This is a genomic window from Litorisediminivivens sp. KMU-197, from assembly GCF_056858395.1.
The window spans coordinates 25,452-41,920 of sequence record NZ_JBXEQG010000005.1; the positions used below are offsets into that span (position 1 = coordinate 25,452).

The window sequence follows — 16,469 nt, forward strand, 5'->3', positions numbered from 1 at the left end:
GAAACGACATGAAAAAACTGGTCGTCATCGGCGCGGGCATGGCCTCGGGGCGGGTGCTGGAGCACCTGTTCGAGCAAGACCCGGACGCCTACGAAGTCACCCTGTTCAACGCCGAATCGCGCGGCAACTACAACCGCATCATGCTGTCGCCCGTGCTGTCGGGCGAAAAGAGCTATGCCGAGATCGTCACGCATGACGACGATTGGTATGCTAAAATGGGCGTCACCTGCCGGTTCGGCGAGTCCATCGTCTGCATCGACCGCGACCGAAAAGTGGTCAAAGGCGAAAACGGCGAAGTGGCTTATGACAAGCTGCTGATCGCCACCGGGTCTGCGCCGTTCATCATCCCGGTGCCGGGCAAGGATCTGCCGGGGGTGATTTCCTATCGCGATCTGGACGATACCAACGCGATGATCGAAGCCTCGGGCAAAGGCGGCAGCGCTGTGGTGATCGGCGGGGGTCTTCTGGGATTGGAAGCCGCGGCGGGCCTCGCGCAGCGTGGCATGGACGTCACCGTGTTGCATCTGATGGGGCACCTGATGGAGCGGCAGCTGGACGAGGCCGCCGGCTACCTGCTGCGCAAGGACCTTGAAAATCGGGGCATCACAGTGAAGACGCAGGCCTCGACCAAGGCGATCCTCGGCGCGGACAAGGTGGAGGCGGTGCTGCTGGAAAGCGGCGAGACCCTGCCCGCCGACCTGGTGGTCATGGCGGTCGGTATCCGGCCCGAGACGCGGCTGGCCAATGAGGCCGGAATTGCCGTGGCGCGCGGCATCGAGATCGACGCCCAGATGCAGACCTCGGACCCGGATGTTTACGCGGTGGGCGAATGCGTCGAGTTCGACGGCCAGCTTTTTGGCCTTGTCGCGCCGCTTTATGACCAGGCAAAGGTCGTTGCAGCGACCCTGCTGGACGAGGAAGCGGTCTTCACGCCCAAGGAATTGTCCACCAAGCTGAAGGTCACTGGCTGCGACCTGTTCTCGGCGGGCGATTTCGCGGAAGGTGAAAACCGCGACGACATCGTGTTCCGCGACCCGGCGCGCGGCGTCTACAAGCGGCTGGTGGTCGAGGACGACCGGCTAGTCGGCGCGGTGATGTACGGCGATACCGCCGATGGCAACTGGTTCTTCGGGCTGATCAAGGACGGCACCGAGATCGACGAGATGCGCGATACGCTGATCTTCGGGCCGTCCTATCAGGGGGGCGGCTCTGCGGACCCTCTCTCAGCCGTTGCAGCATTGCCGCTTGATGCGGAGATCTGTGGCTGCAACGGCGTCTGCAAGGGAACCATCGTCGAGGCCATCGCGGGCGGCGCGACCGACCTGCCGTCTTTGAAAGCGACGACAAAAGCGAGCGCCTCTTGCGGGACCTGCACCGGGCTAGTCGAGCAGTTGCTGGAAATCACCCTGGGCGACGATTACGCGGCACCCGAGGCGGCCTGCATCTGCGGCTGCACCGATCTCAGTCACGAGGACGTGCGGCGGCTGATCAAGACAAAGGAGCTGAAATCGCAGCCCGCGGTCTGGCAGGAACTGGGCTGGGCAACGCCCAACGGCTGCCATGTCTGCCGCCCGGCGATCAACTTCTACCTGCTGGCCGACTGGCCGCTGCAGTACCAGGACGACCCCCAGAGCCGCTTCGTCAACGAGCGCAGGCACGCCAATATCCAGAAGGACGGGACGTTCAGCGTGGTGCCGCGGATGTGGGGCGGGATGACAAACCCCGCGGAGTTGCGCGCCATCGCCGACGCCGCCGAAAAGTACAACGTGCCCACGGTGCACGTGACCGGCGGGCAGCGGATCGACCTTCTGGGCGTCAAGGGCGAGGACCTGCCGGCGATCTGGGCCGATCTGAACAAGGCCGGGCTTGTCTCGGGGCACGCCTATTCCAAGGGGCTGCGCACCGTGAAGACCTGCGTCGGCAAGGAGCATTGCCGGTTCGGGACGCAGGATTCGAGCGGTCTCGGCATCAAGCTTGAGAAGAAGCTTTGGGGCTCCTGGACGCCGCACAAGGTCAAGCTGGCGGTCTCGGGCTGTCCGCGGAACTGTGCCGAGGCGACCTGCAAGGATATCGGCGTGGTCTGCGTCGACTCGGGCTACCAGATCGGGGTTGCTGGCGCGGCAGGCATGGACGTGAAGGAGACCGAGCGTCTGGCCGACGTGGCATCGGAGCAGGAGGTGATCGACCTCGCCACCGCCTTCATGCAGCTCTACCGCGAGAACGCAAAGTACCTCGACCGGCCCTACAAGTGGGTCGCCAAGGTGGGGCTCGACTGGGTCAAGGAGCGTGTGTTGGACGACCTCGAAGAGCGCAAGGCGCTGATCGAGCGGTTCGAACTGTCGCAAAGCATCTATCGCAAGGATCCCTGGGCCGAGGAGGCCGCGAAAAAGGCCGACCAGTACCGGCCCCTTGCCGATCTTACCCTGGAGGCCGCGGAATGACCTGGCTCGACATCGGAGATATCGACGACATCCCGCTTCGCGGCGCGCGGGTGGTCAAGACCAAGGTCGGCTGCGTGGCGCTGTTCCGCACCGCCGAAGCCGAGGTCTTCGCCACCTCCGACCGCTGCCCGCACAAGGGCGGTCCACTGAACCACGGCATCGTGCACGGGCAGAAGGTGACCTGCCCGCTGCACAACATGGTGTTCGACCTGAACACCGGGCAGGCGCAGGGCACCGACGAGGGGCGGATCGCCACGTACCCGGTACGGGTCGAAGATGGGCGCGTGCTGCTCGACACCGGCAAGCTGGCCCAAAGGAGCGCTGCGTGATGAACGACGCGGGTGTGACCGAAAAGCGTTCGACCTGCCCCTATTGCGGCGTGGGATGCGGGGTCATACTGCGCCCCGACGGTGCGGGCGGTCTGGACGTGAGGGGCGATCCGGACCACCCCGCCAACTTGGGCAGGCTCTGCTCCAAGGGCTCGGCCCTGGCGGAAACCGTGGGGCTGGGCAATCGCCTGCTGAATCCGCGGATCAGCGGGCAGGACACGGACTGGGACAGCGCGCTGGACCTTGTGGCCAAGCGCTTTTCCAACACCATCGCCCGGCACGGGCCGGATTCTGTGGCCTTCTATGTCTCGGGCCAGTTGCTGACCGAGGATTATTATGTCGCAAACAAGCTGATGAAAGGCTTCATCGGATCGGCGAATATCGACACGAATTCCAGGCTCTGCATGGCCTCCACGGTGGCGGGGCACAAACGCGCCTTCGGCACCGACACGGTTCCACAGACCTATGAAGACATCGACGAGGCCGACCTGGTGGTGCTGGTGGGATCGAACCTCGCGTGGTGCCACCCGGTGCTCTACCAGCGGCTGCTGGCGGCCCGCGCGAAACGCGGCACCCGGATCGTGGTGATCGACCCTCGGCGGACGGCGAGCTGCGACGGCACGGACATGCACCTGGCATTGAAGTCCGGCTCGGACGTGGCGCTGTTCAACCGGCTGCTGGTGAACCTTTACGAAGGCGGCGCGCTGGACGAGGCGTTCCTCGCCAATGTCGACGGGTTCGATGCGGCGCTGAAGGCGGCCTATGCGGACGATCCGGCGGTCACCGGTCTGGAAGAGGCCGAAATCCGCGCCTTCTGTCACTTGTGGATGAGCACCGAGAAGGTGGTGACGATTTTCAGCCAGGGCGTGAACCAGTCGACCAGCGGGTCGGACAAGGTCAACGCGATCCTGAACTGCCACCTCGCCACTGGAAGGATCGGCAAGCCGGGTTGCGGCCCGTTGTCGGTCACCGGCCAGCCCAACGCAATGGGCGGACGCGAGGTGGGCGGGCTCGCAAACATGCTGGCCTGTCACCTCGACATCGAGAACCCGAGCCACCGCAGCGCGGTCAAGGACTTCTGGCAGGCGCCCCTGATCCCCGAGAAGCCAGGGCTGAAGGCGGTCGACATGTTCCGCGCCGTCGGCGACGGGCGGATCAAGGCGCTCTGGATCATCCATACCAACCCGGCGGTCACCCTGCCCGATGCAGACCGGGTCGCCGCGGCGATCAAGGGCTGCGAGTTCACCGTGGTCTCGGACGTCACCGCCGAGACCGACACAGCGCGGCTGGCCGACGTACTTCTGCCCGCCGCCGCATGGGCCGAGAAGAACGGCACCGTCACCAACTCGGACCGCACCATCAGCCGCCAGCGTGGCGTTCTGGACGCGCCAGGGATGGCCCGTGCCGACTGGGACATCCTGGCGGACGTGGGCCGCCGCATGGGCTGGCCCGCGGGGTTCGACTACCAGAACCCGGCCGAGATCTTCCGCGAGTACGCCGCGCTGTCTGGCATCGCCGGGCACTTCGGCCGCGATTTCGACATCTCGGCGCTGCGCGGCCTCGACGATCAGGAGTACGAGACGCTGGCCCCCGCCCGCTGGCCGCTGACCGAGACCCGCCAGGGTGGGCGCTTCTTCGCGGACGGCGGCTTCTTCCACGACGGCGGCCGCGGCCGGATGCTGGCAGTGCGGCACCGCGAGCCGATCGCCAGGCGCGGCCCGCGCTATCCTTTCCGGCTCAACACTGGTCGCATCCGCGACCAGTGGCACACGATGACCCGCACCGCGCTGTCGCCCAGGCTCTCGGCGCACCTGGCCGAGCCCTTCCTCGACATTCACCCCGCCGATGCCGCGACACTGGACATTCAACCCGCCGACCTGGTGCAGGTCAGCAGCCCGCAGGGCCGCGCCGTGCTGCGCGCCCGGATCACCGCCGATGTCCAGAAAGGCGACGTCTTCGCGCCGATGCACTGGACCGGCGAGACCGCGCCCTCGGGCCGGATCGACGCGCTGGTGGCCGGCGCCGTCGACCCGGTCTCGGGCCAACCCGAGAGCAAGGCCGCGGTCTGCGCGATCGAGAAGCTGCAGGCCGTCTGGTATGGCTTCGCAGTCTCGGCCGGAGTGATCACGCCCGACTGCGCCTACTGGGCCCGCGCCCGCACGCCCGCGGGCTTCCGAGCCGAACTGGCCGGCCTGGCTCCGGTCGCCGAATGGGAGCCCGAGGCGCGTCGATTGTTCGACCTGCCCGAGGCGCGGGTGCAATCTCTGATCGACACCCGTCGCGGCCTGGCCCGGCTGGCCTTCTACGACGGCGGCCGGCTGCTGGCGGCGCTCTTCGTCTCGCCGCAGCCGGTGGCAGTGATGCGCGACTACCTCGCCACCCTGCCCGGCGACGTGGCGCCCGAGGCGCTGACCGGGGTGACCCCGTCCGACCGGCCCGACCCCGGCCCGATCCTTTGCTCCTGCTTCTCGGTCGGGGTCAACACCATCCTCACCGCCATCGAAGCGCAGGGGCTGATGAGCGTCGAGGCGATCGGGCAGGCGTTGGACGCCGGCACCAACTGCGGCTCCTGCCGGTCGGAACTGGCGGAACTGCTGGCGCCGTGCCGCACGCCGGAGGCCGCGGAATGAGCCTTGCGCCTTACGTCCGCATACTGGGCCGTGGGCCGGGGCGGTCGCGAAGCCTGAACCAGCAGGAGGCCGAGGAGGCGATGGCGCTGATGCTGTCGCGCGCGGCCGACCGCGAAGCGGTGGGTGCACTGCTGATGCTGCTGCGGATGAAGGGCGAGATACCCGAAGAGATCGCCGGCTTCGCGCGTGCGGCGGTGGCGTCGCTGCCGCCCCTGCCCCGCCCCGACCTCGACTGGCCTTCCTATGCCGCCGGACGCACCCGCGGGTTGCCGTGGTTCCTGCTCTCGGCGCGGCTGGTAGCACGGGCCGGGCACTGCGTGCTGCTGCACGGTTACAATGGCGCCGACGGTGCAGTGCGCGCCGGGCTGGTGCCGGCCGGCATCCCGCAAGCGGAGCAGCCGTCACAGGTGTCCCGGCTGCTCGACAGCCACGGTCTCGCCTACCTGCCGCTGGAGGTCCTGTCGCCGCAGCTCTTCGCGCTGCTCAAGCTGCGCGACGTGCTGGGCCTGCGGTCTTGCGTCAACACGGTCTGCCGGATGTTCAATCCGGGCCGGGCCCAGGCCAGCGTGCAGGGCGTGTTCCACCCTTCCTATCGCGGGTTGCAGACAGAGGCGGCGGCTTTGCTCGGGCTGAACCGACAGACCGTCATCAAGGGCGGCGGCGGCGAGTTCGAGCGACACCCGGCCAAGGATATCGCCACCTTCGGGTTGCGCGACGGTGCCGGGTGGAAGGGCGTCGCACCTGCGTTGATCGCCGACACAAGACGGCTGGACGACGGGGCCGAAGACCCGCGGCGGGTCGCGGCGCTCTGGTCGGGACAACTCGACGACCGCTTTGCCGAGGCCGTGGTGACCGGCACCGCCGCCTTGGCGCTGGATACGCTGGGCCACGCGCGGCCGGGCGAGCTTGCACGATGCCTCTGGGCCGAGCGCCATCGTGTCCCGAGATACCTGACGGAGCCATGCACATGAAAAGCTTTCCGATGTTCATTCGCACCACCGGCCGTCGGGTGGTGATCTGTGGCGGCGGCGAACAGGCGGCGCAGAAGGCGCGGCTGATCCTGAAGACCGATGCCGAGATCGTGCTGGCGGCCCCGGCGCTGGATGAAGAATTGGAGGCGCTGGTCGACGCGGGCCGCGCGCTGCATCACCCGGGGCGGGTGACGCCGGCGCTTTTCGGGGACGCGGCGATGGGGTTCATCGCGACCGGCTGCCCGGGGCTGGACGCGGCGCTGCACGGGATCGCCAGGGCGGCGGGCTGCGCCGTCAACGTGGTCGACCGGCCCGACCTCTGCGACCTGACGACGCCGTCGTTGGTCGACCGCGACCCGGTGGTGGTGGCGATCGGCACCGAGGGAACCGCGCCGGTGCTGGCGCGGCAGATCAAGACCCAGATCGAGCAGATGCTGGCGCCCAACCTGGGCGGGCTGGCGGCGCTTGCCGGGCGGATGCGCGGGGCGGTGGCGCGGCGGGTGCCCCCCGAGCAGCGCCGGGCCTTCTGGCGCTGGGTCTTTGCCGAGGCGCCGCGCGAGGCCTGGACCCGCGGGGCGGAGCGCGAGGCCGCAAAGGCGCTGAAGGCGGCGATTGCCGCGGGGCGCGCGCCGGATGCGGGGGCCGAGGGCTCAATCGCGCTGGTCGGTGCGGGGCCGGGCGCGGGCGACCTACTGACCCTGCGCGCGGTGCAGCGGCTGCAGGAAGCGGACGTCATCTTCTATGACCGGCTGGTCGATCCGCGGGCGCTGGAACTGGCGCGGCGCGACGCCGAGAGGGTCTACGTCGGCAAGCTGGTGGGCGCCCATGCCTGGCCGCAAGAGCGGATCAACGCGTTGATCGTGGCCGAGGCGCGCAAGGGACGACGGGTAGTGCGGCTGAAGTCCGGCGATCCGGGGGTGTTCGGGCGCGTCGCGGAGGAGTTGGAGGCTGCGCGCGGGGCCGGCATTCCGGCAGAGATCGTACCGGGTGTCACGGCGGCCTGCGCGGCGGCGGCGGCGGCGGGGAAATCGCTGACCCAGCGCGGCGTGTCGGACACGCTGATCCTGACCACCGGCACCTGCCGCGACGGCGATCCCCTCCCAGATTGCGCCCGCCACGCCAAGCCCGGCACGACTCTGGCGCTCTATATGTCGGTGGGGCAGTCGGCACGGATCGTGGCGGGGCTGATGGCGCGGGGAATGCCGGGCGCGGCGGAAGTCACGGTTGCGGCGCGGGTCACGCATCCGGGCGAAACGGTCCTGCGCTGCCGGCTCGATGCGCTGCCGGCGACGCTGACGCGCGCGGAGGTGACGGGCGTCGCCACGATCCTCGTGACCTGGCCCAAGGCGATGGCGCGCGGCGAGGCTGCGCCCGCGGCCCGGCCGGTGGCGATTCCGGCCGCGGCGGGGTCAGCACCTTCAGCGCCGCCCGCACCGTCCGGTGCAGCACCGAAGTCCCCGGCAGCCTCAGCATCGTCGTCGTTGTCCTGCTCCGGGCGCACATCGCTCTCCGCCAGTTCTTCCAGAACCTCGCGCAGGGCGCTTCGCAAGGCATCGCGCACCCCCGCCGGGCTGGGCTCCGCATAGAGCCGCGGCGCCAGCCGGTCCGGCAGCGCCAGCAGCCGCGTGCGCAGGAGCGCCAGCACCGCGATCCAGGCCACCTCCACATCCTCGGCGGCAATCACGCTGCCGCGTTTGGCCTCAGCCTCCATCTCGGCCAGGTCCGCCCGGGCCCGGATGAACCGCGCTCGCTCGGCGGCATAATCCGGCGCCCCGGCCTGGGCCTTCACCGCCAGGTCGCGCAGATAAATGACATAGCCGCGCACCGAACCGATCAGGTCGTATTGCCCACGCGTCGCCTTGGGGATTACGCCTTCTCGACTGAGCTGCTGTACCCGACGCTCGGACAGGTCGAGCAGCTTAGCAATCACCCCGATGGGCTGGCTGGCCGATGACATGAGATTGCTCTCAGGCGCCGTTTAAAGCGCTGATATTGCTGCGGTTAGCGTGGATAGTGCGCGCCTTCAGAGCGAAGCTCACTCCAACGAAACGGCACAGCCCGAGCAGCCCACCCGATGCCCCGCCTGAACCCGCAGACCACACCCCGCCATCAACTCCACGCCGAGAAGGCGCGCAAGAACCAGGAGGCCGCCTTGGCCGCTTTCCTTGGCAAGAAGGCCGAGCTCAGCAAACGAAGCGGCTCGAGACGAAGAGGATTTGGCGGAAAGTCTCAGCCCTACCAGCCCGAATCCCATGATCGGGTCCAGTAACGGGTCCAATAACACGATTCGGGCGGCAGTTAAGAGGTTGAATTAAAACGGAAACAACCGTGGCGGAGGAGGTGGGATTCGAACCCACGGTACGCTTTCACGCACGCCGGTTTTCAAGACCGGTGCATTCGACCACTCTGCCACTCCTCCTAGTCGCGCCTCGTTAGCGCCGTGCGAGTGATTCTGCAAAGCATCGAATGCGCAATTTCCGCCGATCCCCGCGCGCGGGCCTTTCATTGCGGGTCCTCTCCGGCTAGACTGAACGCGCGCGAACCGGCGCAGGCAGTCAGTCAGAGACCGGAAAACCGGCACGCCCCGATCACAGGGGCACGATAGGCAGAAGGGCAAGACGATGGGACATCACAATATTTCCGTGCGCGGTCAAGGACGTGCCGACCGTGGACGGCACGCGGCAAGGCTGCTGGCGGCCGGCACGGCGCTGTGGCTGCTGGCCGCATGCGAGAACGGCGAAATGCCGGCGTTTCTGGCGCAAAGCGACGGTGGGGGCGCTGTCACCCGAGCAGCGCAATCGGTCAAGCTGATCGAACGCGATGTCGAGGCGCCCGAAGTGTTTCAGGTCACGGAAGCCGGGCTTTGGGACGGACGTCCCTCACTCGGCGGTGTCTGGGTCGCGCATCCCGACGTGGACGAGCCCGAACGGGTCATCATCCGCAACCCCAGCAACGGCAAGTTCGTGATCGGTGCGCTGTTTCGCAAGGAACGCGCAAACCCCGGCCCACGATTGCAGGTGTCTTCGGATGCCGCTGCGGCGCTGAACCTCCTGGCGGGCCAGCCCGGCAACCTGAACGTGACCGCTCTGCGCCGCGAAAAAGCCCCGGAGACACCGGAGCCTTCCGAAAACCTGCAGCAGGTCAGCCTGGATGTGCCGGATGACGTGACTGAGACCGAGTTGGACAGTGTGGCCAGCACTGCCGCCGCCGCGATCGAGACGGCATCCGTGGCTGCGCCTGATGCCGCTATGCCTGCCCCTGCCGTGGAAACGGCGTCAATTGCGCCCGCCCCCAAGCCTGCCCTGCCGAAAACGCAGCGCTCGGCGTTGAGCAAGCCGTTCCTCCAAATCGGCATCTTCTCGGTCGAGCAGAATGCAAACAACACCGCCGCCACCATGCGATCGAAAGGGTTGATCCCCACGGTCAAGAAGCAATCGAGCCAGGGCAAGACGTTCTGGCGGGTGGTTGTCGGACCGGCGACCTCTGCGGACGAGCGCGCGGAAATTCTCAAGATCATCAAGGCCGCAGGCTTCACCGACGCTTATGCCGTATCCAGTTAACCGCCCCTCCTTCGGGGCCTGATCTGCCAGACCCGGGAACCTCATGATCCGATTTCTTGCTGCCCCATTCTTCGCCCTCGTCGTGGCCGCGGCGACCGCCCTGCCCGCCGCCACCTTCGATACCCGCGCCAAATCCGCCTTCGTGGTCGACATGACCACCGGCACCGTGCTGCTGGCCAAGGATGCCGACACGCCCTTGCCGCCGGCGTCGATGTCAAAGCTGATGACGCTCTACATGGCCTTCGAGGCGATCCGCGACGGCCGTCTCGACCTCAATGAAAAGCTCCCGGTCTCTCGTCATGCGATGTCCTACAAGGGCTCGACCATGTTCCTGGACACCACCGACCGGGTCAGTGTCGAGGACCTGTTGCGCGGTATCATCGTCCTGTCGGGCAATGATGCCTGCGTGGTGATCGCCGAAGCGCTGAGCCCCGACGGCACCGAGGCTGGTTTCGCCCGCTACATGACGCGCCGCGCCCAGCAGCTGGGCATGACCAATTCGACCTTCATGAACTCGAACGGCTGGCCTGCCGCAGGTCACCGCATGTCGTCGCGCGACCTGGCGCTGCTGGCGCGCAAAATCATCGAGGATTTCCCCGAGTTCTATCCGATGTTCGCCGAGCGCAAGTTCACCTTCGACGGGCGTGCACCGCAGAACGTCAACAACCGAAACCCGCTTCTGAATCTTGAGATCGGGGCAGACGGTCTCAAGACCGGCCATACTCAGGAGGCCGGGTATGGTCTCGTGGGGTCTGCCAAGCAGGGCGACCGGCGTATCGTCTTCGTGCTGTCCGGGCTCGACAGCGAACGCACCCGCGCCGAGGAGTCCGAGCAGATCGTCAACTGGGCCTTCCGTCACTTCTCGCAATCGAAGGTCGCCGCCGAAGGTCAGGTCGTGGCCGAGGCCGACGTCTGGATGGGTGCCGATGCCAAGGTCGGACTCGTGCCGGAGAAGGACATTGAGATGCTAGTGCCGGTCCTCGCCAGCGGGAAGGTCAATGCAGAGGTGGTCTACAACTCGCCCATTGAGGCGCCGATTGCGAAGGGGGATGCCTTGGGTGAGATGATCATCACCCTTGAGGGTCTCCCCGAGTCGCGCGTTCCGCTGGTGGCGGATCGTGACATCGCCGCCGGCGGATTCATGAGCCGTGTGACAACCGCGGCGAAGGTCTTGCTGAAGCAATGGGGTGCGCCTGTGCCTGGCTTGGCCTCCTGACGCTTCGCCACGGATGTTCATTTCCTTCGAAGGCATCGACGGGTCGGGCAAGTCCACCCAGGCGCGTCTGCTGGCCGATCATCTGAGATCCCGGGGCCGCGAGGTTGTACTGACGCGCGAGCCGGGCGGCTCGCCGGGAGCCGAGGAAATCCGTGCGTTGGTGTTGCAGGGCGATCCGGATCGCTGGTCTGCCGAGACCGAGATCCTGCTGTTCACCGCGGCCCGCCGCGATCATCTGGAACGCACAATCCTTCCCGCGCTCGAGGACGGCAAAGTCGTGATCTGCGATCGCTTCGCCGATTCAACGCGGATGTATCAGGGCCTGTCGCGCGGTGACCTGCGCGGGCTGGTGGACGAGCTGCATGCGCTGATGATCGGCCGCGAACCGGACCTGACGCTGCTGATCGACATGGACCCGGCCACCGGGCTGGCGCGTGCCAAGGGGCGCAATGGCGTTGAGGAACGGTTCGAGGATTTCGGCGCCGGGCTGCAGGAAAAGATGCGCGCTGGGTTCCTCGCACTTGCCGAGGAGTTCGCCGCACGGTTCCGGGTGATCAACGGGGGGCGCGACGTGACGCTCGTGGCTCAGGAAGTCGCCGACATCGTGGACCGCGCCACGCGCCACTGATTGAAGGCACGCACCCCCGTATTGCCGCGCATTCCCGTTTCCGTGCGCCGCGTGGTTCAGGCGAAGGCCCGTCGCCATTTGCCCTTCCGTCCGTCCGTCCCCCGCACTAAACCTGCGCTCATGAGCGACGACGTCCAACCCCAGCCAGACCGTCTCGACGGTGCACCGCATCCACGCGACACCGCGCGCCTGATCGGACAGGAAGCCGCCGAGCAGGCCTTCCTGCAGGCCCTTGGCTCGGGCCGTCTGCACCACGGCTGGATGATTGCCGGCCCCAAGGGCGTGGGCAAGGCGACGCTGGCTTGGCGCATCGCACGCCATCTGATCGCCCATCCGCCCGGGCAGGCCGATGACGGGCTGTTCGGCGCCCCACCCCCGCCCGACAGCCTCGATGTCGATCCCGAGCATCCGGTCGCCCGGCGCATGGCGGCGGGCTCCGAGCCCGGGCTGTTCCGCTTGGTCCGTCCCTGGGATGACAAGCTGAAGCGCATCAGGTCCGAGATCACCATCGCCGAGGTCCGCAAGCTCAAGTCCCGCTTTACGCTCTCGGCCGCCGACGGGGGCTGGCGCGTGGTCATCGTGGACGCGGTGGACGAGATGAACCCTTCGGCCGCCAACGCGCTGCTGAAGCTGCTGGAAGAACCCCCCGCCCGTGCGACGCTGCTGCTGGTTACCCACCAGCCCTCGGCGTTGCTGCCCACCATCCGTTCGCGCTGCCGGATGCTGCACCTGCGCCCGCTGCCGCCCGACGAAATGACTGCCGCGCTCGAGCAGGCAGGCATCAGTATCGCGCCCGAAGAGGCGCAGGCGCTGGCGGCGCTCTCGGCGGGATCGGTGGGCGATGCGGTGCGACTGTCGCTCAATGATGGCGCCAAGCTCTACGCCACGATCGTCACCCTGCTGGCCAGCCTGCCCCGGCTCGACCGCGCGCGGATGCTGGCCCTGGCCGAAGCCGCGACCAAGCGCGGAGACGAAGATCGGGTCAATACCATCTTCTCGCTCATTGACCTGGCGCTGATCCGTCTCGCCCGCGCCGGGGCCACCGGACGGGCCGGTCCCGAGGCCGCACCAGGCGAGGCCGAGACCTTCGCCCGCCTGTGTCCCGACCAACGCGCCGCCCGCGCCTGGGCCGAGACCGGGCAGGAGATCGCGGCCCGAAGCCGCCACGGCCGGGCGGTCAATCTTGACCCTGCCGCGCTCATCCTAGATACCGTGATCAAACTCCAGAAAACGGCGGCAGAGCGGTCCGCCTGAGGCGGTTCATGAGCACTCCGAAGATCACCGACAGCCACACCCACCTCGATTTCGCGGACTTCGACGGCGAACGTGACGCGCTAATCGCACGCGCCGCCGAGGCCGGCGTGCATCGCATGGTGACCATCTGTACCAAGCTCAGGAACGAACCCGCAGTGCGTGCGCTGGCCGAGGCACATGACCCGGTGTTCTACGCCGCCGGCACCCACCCCTTGAGCGCCGCCAGCGAACCAATGACCAGCGTCGACGAATTGGTGCGCCTGTCGCGGCATCCGAAATTCGTGGGCATCGGCGAGACCGGGCTGGACTACCATTACACCTCGGACAGTGCCGAGGTTCAGAAGCAGTCACTGCGCATCCACATCGAGGCCGCGCAGCAGACCCAACTGCCGCTGATCATCCACGCCCGCGCGGCGGACGACGACATGGCAGAAATACTCGAAGCCGAGCACCGCAATGCGCCCTACCCTTGCGTGATGCACTGCTTTTCCTCGGGTGCCGAACTGGCGAAGCGCGCGCTCGACCTGGGCTTCTACCTATCGATGTCGGGCATCACGGCCTTCCCGCGCAGTGAGGAACTTCGGGCCATTTTCGCAGCCGCGCCGGTAGACCGCATACTGGTCGAGACCGACGCCCCCTACCTCGCGCCCCCGCCACGCCGGGGCAAGCGTAACGAGCCTGCCTACACCGCCCATACCGCTAAGCGCGCTGCCGAGACCTTCGGCATGGACTACGCCGACTTCGCCGCCCAGACCGAGGCCAACTTCGAGCGGCTCTTCGCCAAGGCCGCCGCGTGGTCCCCGGCATGAGCGACCAGTACCGTTTCACCATCCTCGGCTGTGGCTCGTCCGGCGGCGTGCCGCGCCTGCCCGGCCTCTGGGGCGACTGCGACCCGGAGAACCCGAAGAACCGTCGACGCCGCTGTTCGCTGCTGGTCGAGCGCATCGGCGCAAAAGGCACGACCACCGTGCTGATCGACACTTCGCCGGACCTGCGCAGCCAGCTTCTGGACACCGCCACCGGCAAACTGGACGCAGTGGTCTATACCCACGCCCATGCCGACCATGTGCACGGAATAGACGACCTGCGCATGATCGTTTTCAACATGCGCGCGCGGCTGCCAGTCTGGGCCGACGGGGCGACGCAGGACGCGCTTCTGTCGCGGTTCGGCTATGCCTTCGTGCAGCCCGCGGGCTCGCCTTATCCGCCGATCCTCGACCTCAACACCATCGACGGCGACGTGATCGTCGACGGCGACGGCGGCCCAGTCACCCTGACCCCCTTCGAGGTCGATCACGGGTCCATCGACGCGCTGGGGTTCCGCATCGGCGGTATGGCCTATGTGCCCGACGTGGTCGACATCCCCGAGGCGACCTGGCCGATGCTGCAGGATCTCGATATCTGGATCGTGGACGCGCTGCGCCGCAAGCCGCACCCGACGCACGCGCATCTCGACAAGACGCTGGGCTGGATCGACCGGGCGCAGCCAAAGCGCGCGGTGCTGACCAACATGCATTTCGATCTTGACTATGCGACGCTCGTGGCCGAGACGCCGGACTATATCACCCCGGCCTATGACCTCATGCGGCTGACCCTGCCTGCATGAACCACCAAAGCTGTATCATGCCAAGTGAACTCCCGCCGAAGCTCTGTTTCGGTGCGGCTGACGCAGAGGTCTGAAGATGCAAGCGCTGCTTGATGTCATCCTGCCGGTATTTCTGGTCATCGGCGCGGGCTACCTGTCGGTCTGGCGCGGCTGGATCGGTACCGTCGGCATCGACGGGCTGATGGACTTCACGCAGAAGGTCGCGGTGCCGGCGCTGCTGTTCAAGGCGATCTCGGAACTGGACCTCGGTGCAAACTTCGACATGGACCTGTTGGTGAGCTTCTACACCGGCTCTCTGACCGGGTTCGCGCTCGGATTGCTGGCGGGGCGCTACCTGTTCAAGCGGGCGTGGGAGGACTCGGTCGCCATCGGGTTCTGCTGCCTTTTCGCCAATTCGGTGATGCTGGGATTGGCGATCACCGAGAGCGCCTATGGCGCGCCCGCGCTGGGGCCGAACTTTGCCATCGTCGCGCTGCATTCACCGATCTGCTACGGCATCGGCATCACTGCGATGGAAATCGTCCGCGCCCGCGGTACGCCGGCGCGGCAGGTTCCTCGAAAGGTGCTGACCGCGATGTTCCGCAACGCGCTGGTGATCGGGATCATGCTGGGCGCCCTGGTCAATGTCACCGGGATGGAATTGCCCGGCGTCGCTACGCAGGCGCTCGACATGCTGGTGCGGTCAGCGATCCCCTGCGCGCTTTTCGGTATGGGGGGTGTCATGTTCCACTACCGGCCAGAGGGCGACCTGCGCATCATCGGTTTTGTCTGCGTCGTATCGCTGATTCTGCATCCGACTATCACTTACACGCTGGCCCGCGCGTTTGATCTGTCCACCGGACAGATGCGGTCTGCGGTGCTGACGGCATCCATGGCGCCGGGCATCAACATCTATGTCTTCGCGAACATGTACGGCGTGGCCAAGCGTGTCGCGGCCTCGTCGGTTCTGTTCGCGACCGCGCTGTCGATTGCAACGATCTGGGTCTGGCTGACGATCCTGCCCTGAACGCTCAGGTTACACCGTCCCGTTTTAACCGCCCCGCCATGTCGCTGAGAAGGCGATAGACGTCCCCCGCCTCCGGTTTCCAGTTTGCCACCTGCCGGTGCTGTGACGTGACCACATCCGCGTCACCCCGCGCTGCCGGACCGGTGAGCGCTGCCCTCGCGCCCTTGGCCAGAACGTTGTCGACGGTGCCGCGCAGAAGCGCGTCATTGATGGCGCCGGCCACGTCATCGGGCACCCCCGCCTCGGCCCAGAGTTCGCCGGCCGTCGCTTGCAGCACCGTGGTGAAGTTGTTCGAAAACACCGCCGCCGCGTGATAGAGCGCCTTCGCTTCGCTGCGGATCGGAAAGACCTGCGCGCCGAGGCCTATAAACAGCGCGGCCACAGCGTCCCCGTCACCCTCGACACCGCAATAACACCCCGGAAACTGCCGGACGGCGGTGGCCGGATCGGCAAACGACAGGTTGGGATGGATGCTGGCCACCTGCCACCCCCTACCGGACAGGGCCGACAAGGCCGAGGATCCGTGGAAACCGCTGCAGTGCACCGCCGTGGCGGCGGGCAGGTCCAGCGCGGCGAGATCGCGGGCCACCGGCTCGATCTGACTGTCCTGCACTGTCAGCAGCCACAGGTCTGCCGGGCGCATATCCGTCAGGCTGTCGACCGGCGTGCCGGCCCCGGCGAAATCCACGGCATCCTGGGCGCCCCCGATACTGCGGGCGCAGACTTCGCCGATCTCATGGCCGGTCTTCGCCAGCAGACGCAGCAGACATCGCCCGACCTTGCCGGGCCCCACCAGATTGATGCGCATTGTCAGCCTCCTGTCCCCGC

Annotated in this window: 13 protein-coding genes and 1 tRNA gene; 12 read left to right on the top strand and 2 right to left on the bottom strand. The window is 67.2% G+C overall.

Translation table 11 applies throughout. The features are described 5' to 3' along the window. Positions 1-8 precede the first annotated feature (8 nt). Genes nirB through cysG form a run of 5 tightly spaced genes read left to right on the top strand, consistent with a single transcriptional unit; the run spans position 9 to position 7,957 of the window. Positions 9-2,441, top strand: coding sequence for a nitrite reductase large subunit NirB (nirB, locus tag AC04PT_RS12365; protein WP_482874008.1), 2,433 nt, complete (start codon positions 9-11; stop codon positions 2,439-2,441). After that, the gene (nirD, locus tag AC04PT_RS12370; RefSeq protein ID WP_482874009.1) at positions 2,438-2,770 is read left to right on the top strand and encodes a nitrite reductase small subunit NirD; all 333 of its coding nucleotides are present in this window, start codon (positions 2,438-2,440) and stop codon (positions 2,768-2,770) included. Before nirB ends, nirD begins: the two co-directional genes overlap by 4 nt. Continuing rightward, positions 2,770-5,400, top strand: a complete 2,631-nt coding sequence (locus AC04PT_RS12375; RefSeq protein ID WP_482874010.1) for a molybdopterin-dependent oxidoreductase — start codon at positions 2,770-2,772, stop codon at positions 5,398-5,400. Before nirD ends, AC04PT_RS12375 begins: the two co-directional genes overlap by 1 nt. Further along, entirely contained in the window at positions 5,397-6,371 is a 975-nt protein-coding gene (locus tag AC04PT_RS12380; RefSeq protein ID WP_482874011.1) for a glycosyl transferase family protein, read from the top strand. Before AC04PT_RS12375 ends, AC04PT_RS12380 begins: the two co-directional genes overlap by 4 nt. Further along, on the top strand, positions 6,368-7,957 hold the full coding sequence (gene cysG / locus AC04PT_RS12385) for a siroheme synthase CysG (RefSeq protein ID WP_482874012.1): 1,590 nt from the start codon (positions 6,368-6,370) through the stop codon (positions 7,955-7,957). The genes AC04PT_RS12380 and cysG overlap by 4 nt, the downstream gene beginning before the upstream one ends. A gap of 743 nt (positions 7,958-8,700) precedes the next feature. Here cysG and AC04PT_RS12390 read toward each other — a convergent pair. Next, a tRNA-Ser gene (locus AC04PT_RS12390) sits at positions 8,701-8,790 on the bottom strand. Between the two features lie 202 nt (positions 8,791-8,992). Here AC04PT_RS12390 and AC04PT_RS12395 point away from each other — a divergent pair. The 7 genes from AC04PT_RS12395 to AC04PT_RS12425 all read left to right on the top strand — a co-directional run bounded on the left by AC04PT_RS12395 (position 8,993) and on the right by AC04PT_RS12425 (position 15,641). Then, a complete protein-coding gene (locus AC04PT_RS12395) occupies positions 8,993-9,931 on the top strand; it encodes an SPOR domain-containing protein (RefSeq protein WP_482874013.1) in 939 nt (312 codons plus the stop codon). Positions 9,932-9,974: 43 nt separating this feature from the next. Next, positions 9,975-11,147: a D-alanyl-D-alanine carboxypeptidase family protein gene (locus AC04PT_RS12400; protein ID WP_482874014.1), complete on the top strand. Its 1,173-nt coding sequence runs from the start codon at positions 9,975-9,977 to the stop codon at positions 11,145-11,147. Between the two features lie 13 nt (positions 11,148-11,160). Beyond that, the gene (gene tmk / locus AC04PT_RS12405) at positions 11,161-11,775 is read left to right on the top strand and encodes a dTMP kinase (protein ID WP_482874015.1); all 615 of its coding nucleotides are present in this window, start codon (positions 11,161-11,163) and stop codon (positions 11,773-11,775) included. A gap of 120 nt (positions 11,776-11,895) precedes the next feature. Further along, positions 11,896-13,029, top strand: a complete 1,134-nt coding sequence (locus AC04PT_RS12410) for a DNA polymerase III subunit delta' (protein WP_482874016.1) — start codon at positions 11,896-11,898, stop codon at positions 13,027-13,029. 8 nt (positions 13,030-13,037) lie between these two features. Beyond that, positions 13,038-13,838, top strand: coding sequence for a TatD family hydrolase (locus tag AC04PT_RS12415; RefSeq protein WP_482874017.1), 801 nt, complete (start codon positions 13,038-13,040; stop codon positions 13,836-13,838). Continuing rightward, complete coding sequence (locus AC04PT_RS12420; protein WP_482874018.1) at positions 13,835-14,635, top strand: MBL fold metallo-hydrolase; 801 nt, start codon at positions 13,835-13,837, stop codon at positions 14,633-14,635. The genes AC04PT_RS12415 and AC04PT_RS12420 overlap by 4 nt, the downstream gene beginning before the upstream one ends. A 76-nt stretch (positions 14,636-14,711) precedes the next feature. Continuing rightward, positions 14,712-15,641 carry an AEC family transporter gene (locus AC04PT_RS12425; RefSeq protein ID WP_482874019.1) on the top strand — a complete coding sequence of 310 codons (930 nt, stop codon included), beginning with the start codon at positions 14,712-14,714 and terminating at the stop codon, positions 15,639-15,641. 4 nt (positions 15,642-15,645) lie between these two features. Here the strand turns inward: AC04PT_RS12425 and AC04PT_RS12430 are convergent, their stop codons facing one another. Next, positions 15,646-16,449 (bottom strand): Rossmann-like and DUF2520 domain-containing protein, encoded by an 804-nt coding sequence (locus AC04PT_RS12430; RefSeq protein ID WP_482874020.1) that lies wholly within the window; start codon positions 16,447-16,449, stop codon positions 15,646-15,648. Positions 16,450-16,469: the final 20 nt, after the last annotated feature.